This is a genomic window from Enterovibrio nigricans DSM 22720, assembly GCF_900167155.1.
In the GTDB taxonomy this organism is placed as follows: Bacteria; Pseudomonadota; Gammaproteobacteria; order Enterobacterales; family Vibrionaceae; genus Enterovibrio; species Enterovibrio nigricans.
The window spans coordinates 11,314-29,981 of the sequence record NZ_FUXU01000057.1 but is presented as its reverse complement, the minus strand read 5'-3'; the positions used below and the strand labels follow the sequence as shown (position 1 = coordinate 29,981).

The 18,668-nt window shown below is 49.0% G+C and carries 15 protein-coding genes; 3 read left to right on the top strand and 12 right to left on the bottom strand.

Translation table 11 applies throughout. The annotated features are described in order from the left end of the window. The first annotated feature begins 327 nt into the window (after nucleotides 1-327). From B5D35_RS16980 to B5D35_RS16970, 3 genes are all read left to right on the top strand, one after another. Nucleotides 328-2,283: a RecQ family ATP-dependent DNA helicase gene (locus B5D35_RS16980; protein WP_078753723.1), complete on the top strand. Its 1,956-nt coding sequence runs from the start codon at nucleotides 328-330 to the stop codon at nucleotides 2,281-2,283. Between the two features lie 218 nt (nucleotides 2,284-2,501). Continuing rightward, nucleotides 2,502-3,815 carry an anaerobic C4-dicarboxylate transporter family protein gene (locus B5D35_RS16975; protein WP_078753725.1) on the top strand — a complete coding sequence of 438 codons (1,314 nt, stop codon included), beginning with the start codon at nucleotides 2,502-2,504 and terminating at the stop codon, nucleotides 3,813-3,815. A gap of 149 nt (nucleotides 3,816-3,964) precedes the next feature. Next, nucleotides 3,965-4,486 (top strand): DUF2058 domain-containing protein, encoded by a 522-nt coding sequence (locus B5D35_RS16970; protein ID WP_078753722.1) that lies wholly within the window; start codon nucleotides 3,965-3,967, stop codon nucleotides 4,484-4,486. A gap of 69 nt (nucleotides 4,487-4,555) precedes the next feature. Here B5D35_RS16970 and B5D35_RS16965 read toward each other — a convergent pair whose 3' ends face one another. From B5D35_RS16965 to torT, 12 genes are all read right to left on the bottom strand, one after another. Next, nucleotides 4,556-5,122 carry a hypothetical protein gene (locus B5D35_RS16965; RefSeq protein ID WP_078753721.1) on the bottom strand — a complete coding sequence of 189 codons (567 nt, stop codon included), beginning with the start codon at nucleotides 5,120-5,122 and terminating at the stop codon, nucleotides 4,556-4,558. Nucleotides 5,123-5,268: 146 nt separating this feature from the next. After that, complete coding sequence (locus tag B5D35_RS16960; RefSeq protein WP_078753720.1) at nucleotides 5,269-7,239, bottom strand: LTA synthase family protein; 1,971 nt, start codon at nucleotides 7,237-7,239, stop codon at nucleotides 5,269-5,271. A gap of 424 nt (nucleotides 7,240-7,663) precedes the next feature. Then, nucleotides 7,664-8,932 carry a 4-aminobutyrate--2-oxoglutarate transaminase gene (gabT, locus tag B5D35_RS16955; protein ID WP_078753719.1) on the bottom strand — a complete coding sequence of 423 codons (1,269 nt, stop codon included), beginning with the start codon at nucleotides 8,930-8,932 and terminating at the stop codon, nucleotides 7,664-7,666. A 38-nt stretch (nucleotides 8,933-8,970) separates the two neighbouring features. After that, nucleotides 8,971-10,413: an NAD-dependent succinate-semialdehyde dehydrogenase gene (locus B5D35_RS16950; RefSeq protein WP_078753718.1), complete on the bottom strand. Its 1,443-nt coding sequence runs from the start codon at nucleotides 10,411-10,413 to the stop codon at nucleotides 8,971-8,973. Then, nucleotides 10,410-11,393, bottom strand: coding sequence for a 5-oxoprolinase subunit C family protein (locus B5D35_RS16945; protein WP_078753717.1), 984 nt, complete (start codon nucleotides 11,391-11,393; stop codon nucleotides 10,410-10,412). The genes B5D35_RS16950 and B5D35_RS16945 overlap by 4 nt, the downstream gene beginning before the upstream one ends. Next, a complete protein-coding gene (locus B5D35_RS16940) occupies nucleotides 11,383-12,258 on the bottom strand; it encodes a 5-oxoprolinase subunit B family protein (protein WP_078753716.1) in 876 nt (291 codons plus the stop codon). Before B5D35_RS16940 ends, B5D35_RS16945 begins: the two co-directional genes overlap by 11 nt. Before the next feature lie 139 nt (nucleotides 12,259-12,397). After that, nucleotides 12,398-13,681, bottom strand: coding sequence for an acetyl-CoA carboxylase biotin carboxylase subunit (locus B5D35_RS16935; protein ID WP_244556643.1), 1,284 nt, complete (start codon nucleotides 13,679-13,681; stop codon nucleotides 12,398-12,400). 28 nt (nucleotides 13,682-13,709) lie between these two features. After that, nucleotides 13,710-13,949 (bottom strand): acetyl-CoA carboxylase, encoded by a 240-nt coding sequence (locus tag B5D35_RS16930; RefSeq protein ID WP_078753715.1) that lies wholly within the window; start codon nucleotides 13,947-13,949, stop codon nucleotides 13,710-13,712. Nucleotides 13,950-13,968: 19 nt separating this feature from the next. Further along, nucleotides 13,969-14,724 (bottom strand): 5-oxoprolinase subunit PxpA, encoded by a 756-nt coding sequence (gene pxpA, locus B5D35_RS16925; RefSeq protein WP_078753714.1) that lies wholly within the window; start codon nucleotides 14,722-14,724, stop codon nucleotides 13,969-13,971. A gap of 53 nt (nucleotides 14,725-14,777) precedes the next feature. Further along, a complete protein-coding gene (locus B5D35_RS16920; RefSeq protein ID WP_078753713.1) occupies nucleotides 14,778-15,836 on the bottom strand; it encodes an ABC transporter permease in 1,059 nt (352 codons plus the stop codon). Beyond that, nucleotides 15,826-17,346 (bottom strand): sugar ABC transporter ATP-binding protein, encoded by a 1,521-nt coding sequence (locus B5D35_RS16915; protein WP_244556642.1) that lies wholly within the window; start codon nucleotides 17,344-17,346, stop codon nucleotides 15,826-15,828. The genes B5D35_RS16920 and B5D35_RS16915 overlap by 11 nt, the downstream gene beginning before the upstream one ends. After that, a complete protein-coding gene (torT, locus tag B5D35_RS16910) occupies nucleotides 17,343-18,446 on the bottom strand; it encodes a TMAO reductase system periplasmic protein TorT (RefSeq protein ID WP_078753712.1) in 1,104 nt (367 codons plus the stop codon). Before torT ends, B5D35_RS16915 begins: the two co-directional genes overlap by 4 nt. Between the last annotated feature and the right edge of the window lie 222 nt (nucleotides 18,447-18,668).

The window sequence follows — 18,668 nt, the reverse complement described above, 5'->3', positions numbered from 1 at the left end:
TACTGCTTCCAGTTAGTTGTTTTGTAACGAGGTTTAGACATGAGACTACGACGATTGATGGGTGTAGCCGATCAGATCGTAGCTTCTAGATTTAGTTCCATCGATTTAAGCAACAAAGCCCCGCAGAGCCCTCATTCTCGATGCTTCTGTAGCTCATGTAGATAGAAAAAGAAAAAGGCATTTTGATTGGATAGCAAAACGAAGCACGCGTAGAACTGAAATTCTTAAGGCAAAAAACATTCATTGGACAGGTGAAGTAAGCTAACTCTTTTGTTGTAAACTCGGTATCCTTTATCAGTTGTGTACTTTTCAGATCAGGATAAACGAATGTCTTCCAACTACTTAAGTACCTTGAATAATGTGTTTGGCTTCCAAGGGTTAAGAGGAGGGCAGGCGAGCGTTGTCGAAAATATCTTGGCGGGTCATTCTTCGGCAGCAATTTTCCCAACAGGCTCTGGAAAGTCACTGTGTTATCAGTTGCCCGCTTTGCACCTGCCACATTTGACACTTGTTATATCGCCGCTTCTTGCTCTTATGAAGGACCAATTGAACTTTCTCAAGAGTAAAGGCATCGCCGCGGCGTCCATCGATTCATCTCAGACCTATGATGAATCGAGGGCAATTATGCAGGCGGTCAGAAGCGGCGAGATCAAGATCTTCATGATTTCTGTTGAGCGTTTGAAAAATGAACGTTTCCGTCAGTTCATTTCGTCTGTATCGGTTTCTCTGCTGGTGGTTGATGAAGCGCACTGTATTTCTGAATGGGGTCATAACTTCAGGCCCGACTATCTAAAGCTTCCCGCATACCGCCAGCAACTCAATATTCCCCAAGTCTTATTACTGACTGCGACGGCAACGCCGCAAGTGATTAGTGACATGGGGTCAAAGTTCGGAATTGATGATCAACACATTGTTGTCACGGGCTTTTATCGCAGTAATCTTGACCTCTCTGTGGTGCCATGTCGTGAGCAGGACAAAAAACAGTCATTGCTCGATGTGGTAAAGCGTGGCGGTGAAGCGCCAACTATCGTTTATGTCACGTTGCAAAACACGGCAGAGAGTATCGCCGCATTCCTTTCCTCTAATGGCTATTCGGCGAGTGCATACCACGCGGGGATGGCCAGCGATAATCGCCAACGCATTCAACAACAATTTATGACGGGCCAGATCAATTGTATCGTCGCCACGATCGCATTTGGTATGGGAGTAGACAAATCGGATATTCGAGCAGTTGTCCATTATGACCTCCCTAAATCAATAGAAAACTACAGCCAGGAGATTGGTCGAGCAGGACGAGATGGAGAACGATCGGTTTGTACCGTACTGGCTAACCGGGAAAGTGTCAGCGTGCTTGAAAATTTTGTCTACGGCGACACACCAGACGAAGTCGCAATTAGGTATGTCATAAACGAAATCGGGAATCACGGGAAAAGTAACCAATGGGAAGTGATGCTTAACCGTTTGTCGACTGACAGTAATATCCGCCAACTCCCATTGAAGACTTTGCTGGTTTACCTCGAACTAGAAGGGATTATTGAGCCGCAATATAGCTACTTTGCCGATTACCGATTTAAAACCACCTTATCTCCTGAACAGATAGTGAATCAATTTGACGGAGAGAGAAGACAGTTTACAGAAGCATTGTTCGCTGCATCGCCAAAGTCTCGTGTTTGGCATTCTGTTGATTTCGACGGGTTATGGCAGGTTTACAATGCAGAGAGAAAGCGAGCAGTCGCGGCGCTGGATTACTTTGCTGAAAAAGGCTGGATAGAACTAGAAAGTAAGCAGATGACGGATGTATATCGCGTATGTCGAGCAGATGCCTGCTTGGGGGAAAGTGGTCGAATGCTCAGTCAGCATGTCCACCAACTCTTTGCCAATAAGGAAAATGCCGAAATCAAGCGTGTTCATGCCATGTTGGATCTTTTTGAAACAGATACGTGCTTAAGCCACCGTCTTGCCCGTTATTTTGCGGATACCCATGCTCCTGTTCATTGTGGGTATTGTTCAGTGTGTAATGGGCGCGTCGCTCAATTGCCACAAGCACAGGCCCTTCCAGAAATTTCAGGCGCGGAGGTTACCGTTTGGTGTAAGCCATTCCAGGATGCGTCAAAAACGATGGGGATGGAGCTGTCGCCAGAAACGGTTACACGCTTTTTGTGTGGAATAAATACACCGCTTATGACCCGAGTCAAAGCCTCTAAAATGCAAGGTTTCGGTAAACTCGCGCAATATCCATTTCAAGATGTGAAAAATATGTACCAGAGTTTTTGCATCGATTGAATGTTTGTAACGTATTGAAATTTTACCACTTATTTAAACTCATCCTCTCGTGATTGTTAAAGTGAGCGGATGGTGAATAAATTTGCGGTGACTCGAAAAAGTGACCTGTTCATTACATTCTTCCATAACCAAGTGTGAGAACTCACTGATTTTAAACTCAATAAAAACCTTAATATCGCCAAGGTTTTAATGTGAACGAAGTCATCAAGGAGTTTGATGTGTTTTTAATTGAGTTTTTAATTGTATTAGGTTGTATTTTAATCGGAGCCCGGATTGGCGGTATCGGTCTGGGTGTTCTTGGCGGTGTGGGCCTAGCTATTCTGGCCTTTGTGTTTGGCTTGCAGCCAACCAGTCCACCGATTGATGTAATGCTCATGATCATGGCGGTTGTCGCGGCAGCAGCAGCGATGCAAGCGTCAGGTGGTCTTGATTACCTCATCAAAATTGCGTCAAACATTCTGCGTAAAAATCCTCGTCATATCACTTTTATCGCGCCGCTTGTTACCTATTGCTTTACTTTCCTCGCAGGCACGGGCCACGTGGCATATTCCGTGTTGCCTGTGATTGCTGAAGTAAGTCGTCGCAGCGGTATTCGACCTGAACGCCCACTGGGTATGGCGGTTATCGCGTCTCAATTCGCTATTGTCGCAAGCCCAATTGCCGCGGCTGTGGTTGCGTTGGTCGCATTCCTGGAGCCGCAAGGCATCACGTTAGCTGATGTATTGATGGTCACAATTCCTGGGACATTCCTTGGTCTGGCCTTGGCTTGTGTCATCGTTAACAAACTTGGTAAAGAGTTGAAAGACGATCCTGAATATCAACGTCGCATGCAAGATCCTGCTTTCCGTAAGGAAATGGAAACTGAACTGCAAGTTGAAGAAATCGTCGTTAAACCAGAAGCAAAGAAAGCGGTTGGCTTGTTCCTGTTTGGTGCTTTGGCTGTTGTTATCATGGGGGCGTTCCCCGTTCTGCGTCCCAATTTCAACGGTTCACCAATGGGCATGGCGCATACTATTGAAATCATCATGCTTGCGATGGGTGCGTTGATCATTTTGATCTGTAAGCCTGATGGTAATGAAATCACGCAAGGTTCTGTGTTCCATGCAGGTATGCGTGCAATCGTGGCTATTTTCGGTATTGCATGGTTAGGTGACACCTTTATTGCGGGTCATGACGCTATGGTGAAAGAAGCCGTTTCTGGAATGGTAGAAGTTGCACCGTGGACATTTGCTTTCGCATTGTTTGGTTTGTCTGTCATGGTGAATAGCCAAGGTGCAACGACTGCGGTTCTTGTGCCTGTAGGTATCATGTTGGGTCTTCCTGTAGAAGTTATCATCGCAACATTCGTTGCCGTGAATGGTTACTTCTTTATCCCTAACTACGGGCCAATCATTGCGTCTATCGACTTTGACCGTACGGGCACAACCAAGATTGGTAAATATATCTTCAACCACAGCTTTATGATTCCTGGATTATTAAGCATGGTGTTCAGTATCTTGTTTGGTTTCTTGTTCGCGAGTGTTGTTCTGTAGTAGATGCAGGCTCGATAAGTTGCTTTTCACGCCCATTGGATAGGATCTGATGGGCGTTTTTCGTTTCAGTGATCCCTCTGCGCGTTTTCTGGTGGTATTATCTAGCCAAAATTAAACACAACCAAAGCCGCGCCTCAGACGGAGTCAACATGGCAAAATTAACGTTACAGGAGCAAATGCTCCAAGCTGGCCTTATCGATAAAAAGAAAATGAAAAAGGCAGGCAAATCTTCAAAGAAGTCGCGTACCTTAGCGAAAGAAGCCAAACAGGCTGTTGAAGAAAAACGCACCGCTCAATTGGCGCAAGACCAAGAATTAAACCTTCAAAAAAAACTCGAAGCTGAAAAGAAAGCGGTTGCGGCCCAAGTAAAACAGCTTGTCGAAATGAATAAGATTGATCGTAAAGACGGCGACATCGGATACAACTTTACCGACGGTACGCTTGTAAAGAAAATTTATGTGAATAAAACCACGCAAGATCAGTTGGTGAATGGTCGACTGGCTATCGCACGTTACATGGATGGCTATGCGGTTGTGCCCGGCGTTGTGGCGGATAAGATTGCGCAGCGTGATGACGAAACTATTGTGGTAAACAACACAGTGACAGAACAAGCTGCAGATGAAGATGATCCGTACGCAGACTTCGTGGTACCTGATGATTTGATGTGGTAAGACGTTACCTGTTTGAAGAATATCTGCGCCCCTAAATAGGGGCGCATTTATATAGTGCGGAGGCGGAGGTTATCCGACAGAGAGATCTCCGTGAAGATCTTTCAAGATCATTTTCTGAATATCAATGCCCAAGTTCATCACAATCAGGCTCCAGTTCAGAAACGATAAAGAGCCTTGCGTAATACCAAATGTAAAGTGCTTACTGCTCCAGTCAAAAATCTGCGACAGATTTTCAGTGGTTAGCGTCTCGTAATTCTCGTTATCAATCAGATGACTAAATTGCTCGCTCGTTGGAGAAACGTATTTGTCGTTTGGCCTGAACGCGGTTGGCTTAAAGTAAGACAACACTCTTCTGACATTGACCTGAATCGCTTCGCCACCACTTTGGATATTCGGTCTTCCAACCAACGCACTTAAGAAACACCAGCAAGGATAAGGAATAGACGAGATGTTGTCTGGTTCGTTTCTGTATCGAGCCGTCCAGAGATTCACGTTTTTTTGCTGTAAGCCAGTCACACTCGCCAGTTGGTTAGCATCGTATCCATGGTCTTTGAGCAAGGCAAACACGGCGGCTACTTCTGCCACGGTCGGCTCTGTCCATTGGGTAACAGGTGCGAATGTAGATTCTCGTATCATAATTGAATGGTATTCTTAGTTTAAACAAATAGTTAGCTTGTTATGCTGTGGTAATGACTAAGATCATACGTGTTCACGTTTATAAGTCTACTTTTATTGGGCGAAAGAAACCTTGGATCTGGCGCTAGATGTATAGGATTTTCTGTCTATTGTTGAGTCGTCTTGTCTGTTATTGGATGCGCCGCGTAAAAACCCTCTTCAAACGCGAGGCTACCCCACATCGCGTGGGCGTGGGCGCAATCTACAATTTTCTCTTCCACAACACTGTCGGTTAAGGTGTCAGAACTAGGGTTATAACGATATGTGGAAATGCCGATCTCCGGTCTAAGGATAACAACCTTGTTATCGGCGGTCATCCATCCGAAGTTTTTGTCTCGTTGCATCATTGCACGTTGTTTTTGAATCGGAATATCTAGAGTGAGGTCGTGACCAATCATAGGGTTCATGCTACTGACGCCCGCGAGAGACAGTAGGGTAGGCGGAAGATCCAATTGACTGGTTAAGCGCGTATCAAATTTAGGCTTTATGTCTTTACCCAGAATAATGGCGGGGATTTTGAAGTGGCCAATGGGTACCGGCAAGTTACCCGTTGCACGAGCATCATGATCTGCAACAATGAGAAAAATTGTGTTATCCCAATAATTGGATTTTTTCGCCTTCTCTATAAATTCTCCCACCGCAAAGTCTGCATATTTCACGGCATTTTCTACTGTGGCTTTAGGGGTGTTGTATGGCGCGATTTTGTTATCTGGATATTCAAACGGTGCGTGATTTGACGAGGAAAATACCAAACTGAAAAAGGGGGTTCCTTTTTCTTCTAGCTGACTGAAAAGCGAGTCAGCTTTATTGTAAAGATCTTCATCTGACGCGCCCCAAGAGCCGATAAATTCAGGCGATTCGAAGGTTGGCAGGTCTTGAATGTCAGTAAAACCATTGCCCAAGAAGAAGCTTTTCATGTTGTCAAAGTGGCTCTCACCCCCATAGACAAATTGCGTGTGATAGCCTTGGGATTTCAACAGTTCTGCAATCGTGAAGAAGTTGGTTTGGCTTTTCCCCAGTTTAACAACCGCACGTGCTGGCGTGGGTGAGAAGCCCGTCGTGATCGCTTCAATACCGCGGACTGACCGGGTGCCCGTCGCGTACATACGACTGAATGCCCAACCTTCATCGATTAGCTTGTTGAGATTAGGCGATGCATCGATACCGCCTAATCGGCTGACATAACGCGCACCGTGGCTTTCAAGGAGCAGTATCACGATATTCTTACGATTGCCCTCGAAGGAGGCGGTATGCTTGGCAAGTGTAGGGGCATCATCTGACACGAAATTGCCCTTATCCACGAGCATGTTACTCCTGACTTCATGAATGATCGTACTTTTATCCATGGAGGGGTAAAACTTGAATGCGCTTGATTCAGAGCCCATTTGCTTGGCAGCGAAGAGCACGGAGTAGGAAGAGTTCAATACCAGATCGTTAATCAATGGGTCGCTAGAAAATGCGACCATCGCTGGGTTTAAAGGACGATGGCCAAAGCTAGAGCGCGCTCCCATTACACCTAATGCCACCACCAATAGCGCGATGACTGGACGCCAATACCATTTGGGGTACGTCAATCCGGTCACCAAATGCTTGGACCATTTCCAGCCGAGTACCACCGTTAAAATAGAAACCAATGCGCCAATAAACAGTTCTAGCTTGTAGCCACCCCAAAGCATGCTTAATACTTCCTTGGGATACACTAAATATTCGATAAAAAGACGATTTGGCCGCAAGTCATATTCCGCGATGAAAGGGACTGTCGCGACTTCCATGTACACAACCAACCACAGTCCTGCTGTAATCCAAACGCGTAAGACAGCATGCCACATTCGGCCCAAAAGGTGCTCACCTGAGATGAGGGAAGATAGGAGCGCGGGCAGAATAAGCAGGTAACAGATGCTGGAAATATCGATCCGAAGGCCACTTAACAATAGTTGGCTCCAGCCTTCGGCCTCATGAACGCGAGCCTGTTGCCATAATGCGAGCGCCATTCGACAGATGAAAAAAATGAGTAGGGTAATAGAAGCGGTAGCTGCAATGGGGTAAAGGGGCCCCAGAGATTTTTTCAACTTGACCAACGATGCATCTCCATTTTTTCTTGAACAAACAAGCTTTGTCACGAATTGTTTTTAAAAAGCTCAATCTAAATGTGCGAAGACGATCGAGTGCCCATTTTCTCCGTTCAACACTAATTGCTTAAGCCCATGCAATTTGTACAAATAGTGATACAAAATTGTTTTTAAACGATTTTTAGTACTTACAGGTATAGAGAGTTTGTTCACGATGAGGAAGGCATGAAGCGCTTTCTTATTTTGTTAACACGATGGCGACAGTTTAGTTTATCGAGATTTATGAGCGTCTACCCACCAACGTGGGTGGTTTTACCAACGATTGATAACACCGATGAGACGGGATTAATGTCTACGGTAGAGAAATAGCCACCCAACGGGTGGCGTATTATCAAAATGACTCGTGAGAAACACTATTAGTTGTGATGGCGACTTAATGAAGGGAGAGCAACGCCTTTTTCATGATGTCGATGGCTTCTTCCATTATGTGATTTTCCACCGTAAGGGGCGGTAGCAACCGGATCGCGTTACCGAATTGTCCGCAGGGCAGCACGATCAGGCCGTTATCTCGACACGCTTTGACAAAAGGGGCGACTCGACTTGGGTCTGGCTGACTGTTAGACAGAAAATCAAACGCAAACATCGCCCCTTTGTGGCGAATATGCCCAATGGAAAGGTTTGGTTTAAGGGCAATGATTTCGCTAAACGCACGGTGCAATTGATCGCCAATTTCCTGAGCGCGATCGTTGAGCGATTTTGATTCTAGCTCCGCCAATACCGCCAACGCGGCTGCGCAACCTACGGGGCTACCGCCATATGTGCCGCCTAAACCGCCGGGCGTAGGGCTGTCCATGATGTCACGCTTCCCGATAATGCCCGAGAGTGGGTAGCCACCTGCCAGAGCCTTCGCCACGGTGATCATATCGGGCTGCACATCATAGTGTTCGCTGGCAAAGGTCTTGCCTGTGCGTCCGAATCCTGTCTGAACCTCATCGAAAATAAGGACAATACCGTGCTCATCACACAGGGTACGAAGTTGTTGAATCAGCTCCTCAGGTGCAGCATAAAACCCGCCTTCACCTTGAATTGGTTCAATGACGATTGCAGCAACAGACGTTGGGGAAATGTCTGTCTTAAACAGCTTTTCTAACTGTTGCAGGGAGTATGCGGTATCGATGCCCTGATAAGGCACAGGAAAAGGGATGTGGTAGATGTCACCGGGAAAGGGACCAAACCCTTCTTTGTATGGTGCGATTTTTCCGGTCATTCCCATGGTGAGCAAGGTGCGACCATGAAACCCACCGTGGAATGCAATCACACCCCGTCGCTGCGTGTAATGGCGCGCAATTTTCACTGCATTTTCGACCGCTTCTGCGCCGGTTGTCATCAAAATGGTTTTGGCTTCATCAATAGGTGCAAGAGCATTCAAACGCTCCGCAAGTTCGATGTAATTTTCATAACCTGCCACCTGAAAGGCGGTGTGGCTAAATTTGTCGATTTGCGCGGTGACTGCTTGCGTGATCGTAGGGTTACTATGGCCGGTGTTAACGACGGCAATCCCTGCCGCAAAGTCGATATAACGGGTATTCTCCACGTCCCACAGTTCCGCGTTTTTTGCGTGTTTTACAAACAGAGGGGTAGCCGACGCCACGCCCCTGGGGACCGCCGCGTTGCGACGTTCCATCAGTGACTGGTTGTTCATTGTTGATTCCTGATTACTGGTTACAGATTCGTAATGCGTTATAAGAGCCCGCCAAAGCAGACGTATTTGGTTTCGAGATACTCTTCGATGCCTTGCCGTGATCCTTCCCGTCCAAGGCCGGAGGCTTTCACGCCACCAAATGGTGCGACTTCGTTGGATATCACGCCTTCGTTGACACCGACCATGCCATATTCCAATGCCTCACTGACGCGAAGACATCGGCTAATGTCCTTCGAATAGAAATAGGCCGCGAGCCCATACTCTGTGTCATTGGCCATCGAAATAGCGTCGGCTTCTTGTTCAAAGCGGAAAAGGGGAGCGACGGGGCCAAAGGTCTCTTCTGAGGCAATCCGCATAACGGGCGTGACATCCGTTAAGACGGTAGGCTGATAGAAGAGTCCACCCAGCGAATGGCTGGTTCCGCCAGTTAGGCACCGCGCTCCCAAAACGAGTGCATCGCGGATATGTGATTCAACCTTGTTCAGAGCCGAACGGTTGATAAGCGGGCCAATCTGGTTTTTCGGTTCAAGACCTGCACCGACTTTCAGTTGGCTGACCGCATTGGCGAATTTCTCTGCGAATGCGTCATAGATCCCAGACTGCACCAATATCCGATTGGCACAGACACAGGTTTGCCCTGCGTTACGAAACTTAGACGCAATAGCACCTTCGACAGACGCATCGATATCTGCATCATCAAACACAATGAATGGCGCATTGCCGCCAAGCTCCATAGACACGCGCTTGACGGTATCAGCGCACTGCTTAATAAGGGTTTTCCCAACCGCAGTCGAGCCAGTGAACGACAGCTTTCGCACCTCTGGACTGTCACATAACACTCTGCCAATGTCGGCACCGTGAGAGGCGGTTATCACATTGATAACACCATCAGGTATACCCGCGTCTTGTGCCAATGACGCCAGAGCCAGCGCGGAAAGCGGTGTCGCTTCGGCGGGTTTGACCACGATGGTACAGCCCGCTGCAAGTGCAGGAGCCACTTTGCGCGTGATCATCGCGATAGGAAAATTCCACGGTGTGATGGCAGCACAAACACCGACGGGTTGTTTGATCGTGTGCAAACGCCTGTCATTCGCGGTGGAAGGAATAACGTCGCCATAGGTCCGCTTTCCTTCCTCTGCAAACCATTGAATGAAGGAGGCTCCGTAAGCGACTTCGCCTAAGGACTCCGCCAGTGGTTTTCCCGATTCTTGAGTGATAAGAGCCGCCAAGTCGGATTGGTTTTCCATGATGAGATGGAACCAGGACATCAGCTTCTCTGCGCGTTGCTTCGCCGTGTATTCTCGCCACGACCCTAAGGCTGCCTTGGCGGCATGAATGGCCTGCTCGGTTTCTTTCTCGCCCATTTCTGGGACATGCCCGATGATATTGCTATAAGCAGGGTCGAAAATGGGGTAGGTTTTCCCGTCTGAGCTGCCTATCCATTGGCCGCCAATCAAGGCTTTCTCTCGTATCAAGGTCATGTTGTGACCCCGCAGCGTTCAATGTGTTGTTTGGCTTGTTGCAAGAGCGCGTCATATTCCTTTCTGGCGTGGAGCGCGTCTTCCAGCGTCACTTTGACAAATTGCGTGGACGCGTTGGGTTGCATTTGACCGATAAGATCCATATCAACAGAGACCACGGTACCAATCATGAAATAGCCGCCGCCGGAGACCGCATCGCGATGAAGCACAATTGGCTCTTTACCCGCAGGGACTTGAATGGAACCGTAAGGGTAACAACCGTCGACGATATTGGAGGGATCCGACCCCGCACCGAAGGGTTGTTCGCGTTCGACGAATTCAAGTGGCGTACCGTTTTTGAAGCGATAACCAATGCGATCGGCTTCCGGCGCGACCTGCCAAGTGTCATTGAAGAATTGCTCGCCAGATTCAGCGGTGATTCGGTGCCAGTAGAGACCGGGAACAACACGCAGCGTAGTATCCCGTGGCCGACGCAGTGCTTCAGGTAAATGGCGTTCTACAAAACGCGTAGATTCGTGGCCAATAGGAAGCGTGTCATCCGCTTGCAAAAGCCGACCTTCAAAACCGCCTAATGCGCCAAGTGTGTAGGTGGAACGGCTACCAAGCACTTCGGGAACATCAATACCGCCAGCGACAGCGATATAGATTCGCGCACCGCCAGTCAGGTGTAAAAATGAAAGCGTTTGACCGGCTTTTACCGTAAAACTGGCCCAATTGCCCTGTTCCACACCGTCGACAATGGGCGTCATGTCTGCGCCGGTAACGGCAACCGTGGTGTCCTGATTAAACGTGAGTTTTGGCCCCATAAATACCGCTTCAAGCACGGCGGCATTTTCGTCGTTTCCGACCAGCCAGTTCGCGCAGCGACAGGCGAATCTGTCCATTGCACCGGAAACGGGAATACCCAGATGAAAATACCCTTTACGCCCTAAATCTTGCACAGACGTGGCGAGGCCCGGGTGGACAACTTTAATGCTCATACAGTGCCTCCTGCATTGCCGCGTTATAACCGGCCATGTCCTTTTCAAATTCGGACAAAGAAAAACGAACAGGCTTGACGCGCGGTCGATACGAACCGTCTTCCACCTGCTTCACGATGGCGTGATATTCACTTTCAGTGATAGGTCTGAACTTGACGATGTCGCCGGGTTTGAAAAACACCAGAAAGTCCTTTAGGTGCGCCGCATTTTGAGCTGGGTCGTAGATAGGAACGGGCGTCACACCAAACATTTGGTAGCCGCCTGCACCGCGAACGGAGTAAATGCAGGAGAAACAACCGCCATAGCCAACGGTGAGTTTTGGTGTATCTGTCCGTGGCCGAACATATTTAGGCACCTGAATTTGTTTTTCCCGCTCAACCATCTGAAACATGAAAGGGAGGCCAGAAACAAACCCCACCATAGTGACAAACCACGGTGAGCCGGAATGCCCTTCGATAAAGGCCTCGATGGAGTCATACCCGTTGATTCTGGCGGCATAGGAGAGGTCTGTTCCCTCAGGATCCTGATGACGATCCCGGAAGCGCATCACGGTTTCATGTGTCCACGGGTCTTGGTAAAAAACGGGCACTTCAACGATGCGCGTGTCTATTTCAGCAGGGGTTGAAGCCTGTGTTTTTTCGATGTCCTGAATGGCAGCCAGCATTGCTTCAGGCGCACAAATGTCCGGGTTATATTTCACCTGAAATGACGCGTTGGCAGGGCAGATCTCTTCGACACCCGGTAAGTTTGCGTCGCGAATCGCTTGGGTGATGGACAGGCTTTTGAAAAAGGCAGCCAGCGACATTTCCTCGCTGACTTCGACGAAGATATGCTCGTCGCCGCCGTAAGAGTAGCGTGTGTTCATGGTCCTTCCTTAGCTCGCTTCAGGAAGCGAACAGTCCTTATTGTTGTCTGATGGGTTTTCAGGCTTTGGGGCGTCGAGGTTCTCCAACCACTGCTCCAGCCAAGCGGTATGGAAATCGCCAGCTATAACGTCTGGTGCCTCACACAGTTAGTTTTTGAAACAGCGGTTGCGTGGTCTTTACGCCTTCGATAGACAGTTCATCAAGCGCACGCGCCATGCGTTGAATGGCACTTTCCCTGTTTTCATCCCACACAATCAGTTTGCCGAGTAGCGAGTCGTAATAGGGTGGAATGGCAAAACCTGAGTAAATGAGCCCGTCAAAACGAACGCCACTGCCCATAGGTGGTGTAAAGGCACTAATAACACCGGGAAACGGTAAGAAGTTATTAAAGGGATCCTCAGCGTTTAGCCGAATTTCAATCGCATGGCCTCGACGTTGAATGTCTTCTTGTTTGAGAGTCAGTGGTTGCCCTGCGGCGATTTGAATCATCTCTCGAATAAGATCGATACCTGTGATGGCTTCAGTGATTGGGTGCTCTACCTGAATGCGGGTGTTCATTTCGATAAAGTAGAAGGACTCTGATTCATCGTTATAGAGAAACTCAATGGTGCCTGCACCTTTGTAATTCACACTTTTTGCCAGTGATACCGCGGACTGACACATGGCGTTTCGCACGTGGTCGGGTAATACTGCACACGGCGCTTCTTCCCACACTTTCTGGCGGCGACGTTGCAAGGAGCATTCACGTTCAAATAGGTGTACGGCGTGCTCTCCGTCCGCAAGGATTTGCACCTCCACATGACGGGATTGGCGAATAAATTTCTCTAAATACAAGGTGCCGTCGCCGAATGCGGCCAGTGCTTCAGCAGATGCCTGATGGTATTGCGTCAGAAATTCGCTTTCGTCGTCAATCACGCGGATGCCACGACCGCCACCGCCGGCTGAGGCTTTTATCATCACAGGAAAGCCGATAAGGATGGCTTGCTCAAGTGCTGACTCTGGACTGTCAGAGGGCGCACAGCCGGGCACGACAGGAACACCTGCTGCCATGGCGGTTTCACGCGCTCTGGCTTTGTCTGCCATTTTCGTCATGGTACGACCGGACGGGCCAACAAAAATAATGCCTGCCGCCCGCACATCATCTGAAAAATCAGCATTCTCTGAGAGAAAACCGTAGCCAGGATGAATCGCATCGGCACCCGATTGCTCTGCGGCCTGAATCACTTTTTCGCCGCAAAGATAAGATTGGTTGGCCATGGGGGCACCAATGCAAATCGCTTCATCCGCCAGTTTTACCGCAAGGGATTCTTTGTCCGCCTCGCTGTAAACTTGTACGGTATGAATACCCATTTCCTTGGCCGCACGGATAATACGCACGGCTATCTCACCCCGATTGGCGATGAGTAATTTTTCGATTGTCATACAAATTCCTCGTGTGCATTCAGAGCGTTTATTTCAAACGGACGATAGGTTGTCCGGCATTGACGGGGCTTTCGTTGTCGATGAGAAAGTCGTCAATCACGCCTGCGGTTTCCGCTTTGATTTCATGGAATGACTTCATGACTTCAACCAGCGCGATCACGTCTCCCGGTGTGATGGTGTCACCGGCTTCTTTGTAGCGAGGTTGGTCGGGGGAGGTTGACCGGTAAAAAATGCCGGGTAGCGGACAGATAATTTCTTTGTCAGACATATTTCGCTCCTTCGAACGTCTACTTCTTGGCAACGGTGCAGGTTTTGCTTTGCTGTGAAAGGTGAGGCTGAAGTGCCTCATTCACGGCTTTAGCAATGTCCACCGCATTCGGGGTATCTGAATGCACACAGATGGTTTGGGCGACAACGGGGATCTCCTTACCATTTGTGGCCGTGACCTTGCCTTGCTCCACCGCCTTTACTACACGTTGGGCGGCATTGATTGGGTCAGTGGCCTCATGGGTTTGGGTTATCACAAGATGCCCATCTTGATCGTAGTCGAGGTCTGTAAAAAACTCGGGTACGAAGCCCGCACCGTGTGCGCGGTAAATGGTTTCGTGGCATGTACTAGAAAGGCCGAAAACGGGGACCTGATAATGGTGTGCAATTTGTGCAATCGTTTTGGCAATGTCTGGGTCGGACGCAGCCATGCCGTAGAGTGCCCCGTGCGGTTTTAGGTAATTGAGCGGCATGTCGAGCATATCGAGGAAGCCTTTCAGAGCCCCAATTTGGTACACGATCATGTTGTGTAATTCACCTTGGCTCAGTTGCATTTTTCGACGTCCAAACCCTTGTAAATCCGGCAGTGAAAAATGTGCGCCGACTTTTACGCCGTACTGTTTTGCAAGTTCTACAGTGCGTCTCATGTGGTTAGGGTCAGACGCGTGGAATCCGCAGGCGACATTGGCCTCTGTGATGAAGGGCATAAGAGCTTCATCATCGCTGAGTTTGTAGATGCCAAACCCTTCACCCATATCGCTGTTTATATTGATCATAGTGTTACCTTCTTGATGAAAAGAGCGCGCAAAATGAAAGCTAAAAGCGCAAATCAATGGGTACCGAGTCGTGCGAGCAGACGAATGCGGATTTGGTCAACGATGACGGCGAAAATCAGCAGCGCGCCAATGACCACGGTTTGCAAGTAAGACTCGACGCGAGTTAGGTTCATGCCGTTTTGTACCAAGCTGATAAACACGGCTTCCAAGACGACATGTTCTACTCGGCCAATACCGCCCCGAAGGCTGACACCCGCGATGACACACGCTGCAATAGACTCAAGAGGCATAGCGGCACCGATATTGGCTTCACCCGTGTCGAGTCGGGCTGTTATCAACATGCCGGCCATTGCAGCGAATGAGGCGCAGAGAAGGTAGGCAAGGATCAGCGTTTTATGCGTGTTGATACCAGAGAGGCGGGCAGCATTAATGTTGCCGCCGACGGCGTAGAAATAGCGACCAAGGCGAGTGCGATTTACGATGATTATGGCGACGATCGTCATCAAGAGCGCAAACAGAATCGGGGTGGGAAGGCCAAGCAGATTGCCAAAGCCAAACGTGTCGCCGAACGCCATTGGCATGCCATAGACGGGGGAGCCACCGGTGAGATATAAGGCGATGCCAAAGCCGATAGATGAGATGCCGAGCGTCATGACGAAAGGGGAAACCTGAAAATGTGCGACGCCGATACCGTTGACAAACCCGACGATCAACCCAACGCCCACACCTGCCGCGATACCCGCGAGAATCGCAAGATGCACAGCGTCGGGAAAGGCGGCATAAACTGACGCCATGGTGCTGGCACCCACGACGGAAGAGAGTGCGATAATGGTGCCGACAGAAAGGTCAAACCCCGCGGTAAGCAACACAAACATCTGCCCGATAGATACCATGACCAAGTACGACGATTGGCGCAGCAGGTTCATCAGGTTTCTTGCGGTGAGAAAGTTCTCGGACGCCGATGCAAAAATCGCCACGGCGATAACGACCAGAATAGGCAGTACGCCAACCTTTACAAAGAGCCTCGTTATCGTATTGGTTAACGGGCTTTTGGTAGATGACGTCGCATCACGTTGCGGTTCGGATCTGGCCTTCACTGGCTCACTGTTCATTTTCATACTCCATTGATTCAAAAAAGTGGCTGAGCGCGATGGCTTCGGTAATGTCTGTACCCTGAAGGTGCGCAGCGACTTCTCCTTCTCGCATTACGTAAAGGCGATGAGAGAGATGCACGACCTCGGGAAGATCGGAAGAGATAATCACCACAGCGGCACCTTGCTCACACAGGCTGGCAATAAAGCGGTAGATTTCAGCGCGTGTCCCGACATCCACACCTACGGTAGGCTCATCGAAAACGTAGAGAGAAACGTCGCGAGTTAGGCATTTAGCCAACAACACTTTTTGTTGGTTACCGCCACTGAATTGGCCGACATCGCGCTCGGTTTGCATAGGGTAGAGCTTGAGACGAGTGGCGAGGTTTTGGGTTTGTTCGCGTTCGTGAGCAAGATTGAGTACACCGCTTCGCTGTGAGAGGGGATGAACACTCAAAGCAGGTAAACTGATGTTTTCCCGACAGCTGCGATTGAGCACCAACCCTTCAGCTTTTCTGTCACGCGAGTTATAGAAAAAGCCTCGGTTGAGCATTTCTCGAACACTGCATCCCGTGACGTTCTCACCGTTAAACACGACGCAACCAGCACTCACTGTTTCGGCTCCGAAACAAGCCCTAAGTGCTTCAGATTTTCCGCAGCCAACAAGCCCGGCGAAGCCAACAATCTCTCCCGAACGAACATGGAAAGAGAGGTTGTGTATCGCTCGATTTGTGGTGGTCAGTGTTTTCACCTCCAACACGGTTTTCTTTGGTAAAAACGGGACATGAGGGTAAACGTTCTCGATCTGTCTTCCTGTCATCATGGTGATCAGATCTTGTTCACTGACTGCGTCAACGTCGCGAGTGCCAATGTATTTGCCATCGCGAAGCACAGTAATCCGATCAGCAATTTGACGTATTTCTCCCATGCGGTGAGAGATATAGATGATGCCCACACCATCCGCTTTTAATAGCTCAATCAAGGAAAATAACTGCTCGGTTTCTTGATGGGTGAGGGACGCTGTGGGTTCGTCAAGAATCAATACTGACAGTTCGCCACGCAGTGCTTTAGCGATTTCCACCATCTGTTTCTCTGCACGGGAAAGTTCGCTGACGGGCATGTGTGCATCTAGCGCAAACTCCATTTTGTCGAGCAAGGCTTGCGCTTGCGTATTAAGCGTTGTGTTATCCAGAAACTGACCAACTAACGGCTCTTCCCCGAGAAACAGGTTTTGCGCCACAGAGAGCGTATCGACGAGCGAAAACTCCTGAAAAACTGCACTGATCCCTTTCTGTCTCGCGTCGTACACGCTTTTAAAACGGACAGGTTTATCCCGAAACCGCATTTCGCCGAAGGTGGGCTGGTTTGCGCCTGAGACAATCGAAATAAGTGTCGATTTTCCTGCGCCATTCTCGCCAAACAAGACGTGAACTTCGCCTGACGCTAGGGTGAAATCGACGCCGTCGAGGGCCAGTACACCGGGATACTGTTTTTGTATCCCGTGTAGGCTAAGAATCGATGAACCCATCATTGTGGCTTCACTGTGAACGTGGGTTTAAAGCTCGCTGGCGCAAGCGAACTGTCTCGGTCAAAGGTATTGATGTTGGTATCGTCAATCACATACAGCTGAGGACCTACATGCTGGGTGTAAGGTTGGCCTTCAAGAATCCGAATCGCTTGATCGATAGCGACACGGCCTTGTATTACTGCAGAATCAGTTGGAGCGGCGAGAATAAGATTACGTTTGATGCCTTGATAAACGCCCGGTGTGAAGTAATAAGAAAGCACACCGATTTGGTCTGTCATGCCACGGGCGCGAAGCAAGCTGGTGGCCGCTTCGGCTGTCACAGCAGTGCCAACGATGTAATCCAAATCGGGATGCGCTTCGAGGGTATCTTCAACAAGTTTGAGTTGGACTTCTTTGCCAGTATCGCCGTATTTCGTTTCCACGACTTCTATGTTGGAGTCTTTCACCGCAGACTGAAAACCTGCGTTACCGGCTTCTACCCATCCAGCCCCTGGCGGACCAGGAAACCAACCGACTTTGACTTTTGCCTTGCCGTTTTGATGACGTTCGGCGAGGTACTGGCCGATTTTTGCGCCCATTTCTCCAAAAGACACCAGAGACTTTGCTGAGAGATCGGGTGATGACATGCAATTGACGATGTCGATAATCGGGACGCCAGATTTGGCGATATTCTTGACGAGATTGTTGAGGCCGTCATAGGAAATTGCCCCAATGATCACCGCATCGGCACCTGACGCCACACAATCTTCAATTTGGGAAAGCTGGATATTGAGGTTGGTATATCCGCCTGCTTCGACAAGTTGCATACCAACGCCAGCACGTTTTGCTTCATCCACGACGCCATAATTGACGGCGGTCCAGTAGGCATCTTTCAAGTGTGGGAATGACACGCAGATATCCCAAGGTTTTGCTGCCTGATCGACAGATTGGTATTGCATGACGTCACGGGGACTGCTCATGTCGAACGGTGTCGTCCAGACATCCACCGTGTAGGGATACCAGTTACCGCCTTGCTCCTCAGTGCTTTGTGCGACAGAACTTTGCGTGAGAGCCAATGCACCCATCAAGGTTAACCATGGGACAGCAGAAGGTTTGCCGTTCATGTTTCTTCTCCCTGTTACTTCAACCAATGTTTGCAATCGCCCAGCTCATAAAGAGCCGTACTTGGCTATTGCTCGATGTGTTAATAACAGGTTAAATTTGCATTGGTGGTATGTAAATTATCGAGTTTTGTCTAGTGTTATTAAAAAAACAGATGCCAAAACGTAGCGTGATAATGTGCTGTGAAACGAGGTTAATACTCAGAATATAAAGATAAAAGTGGG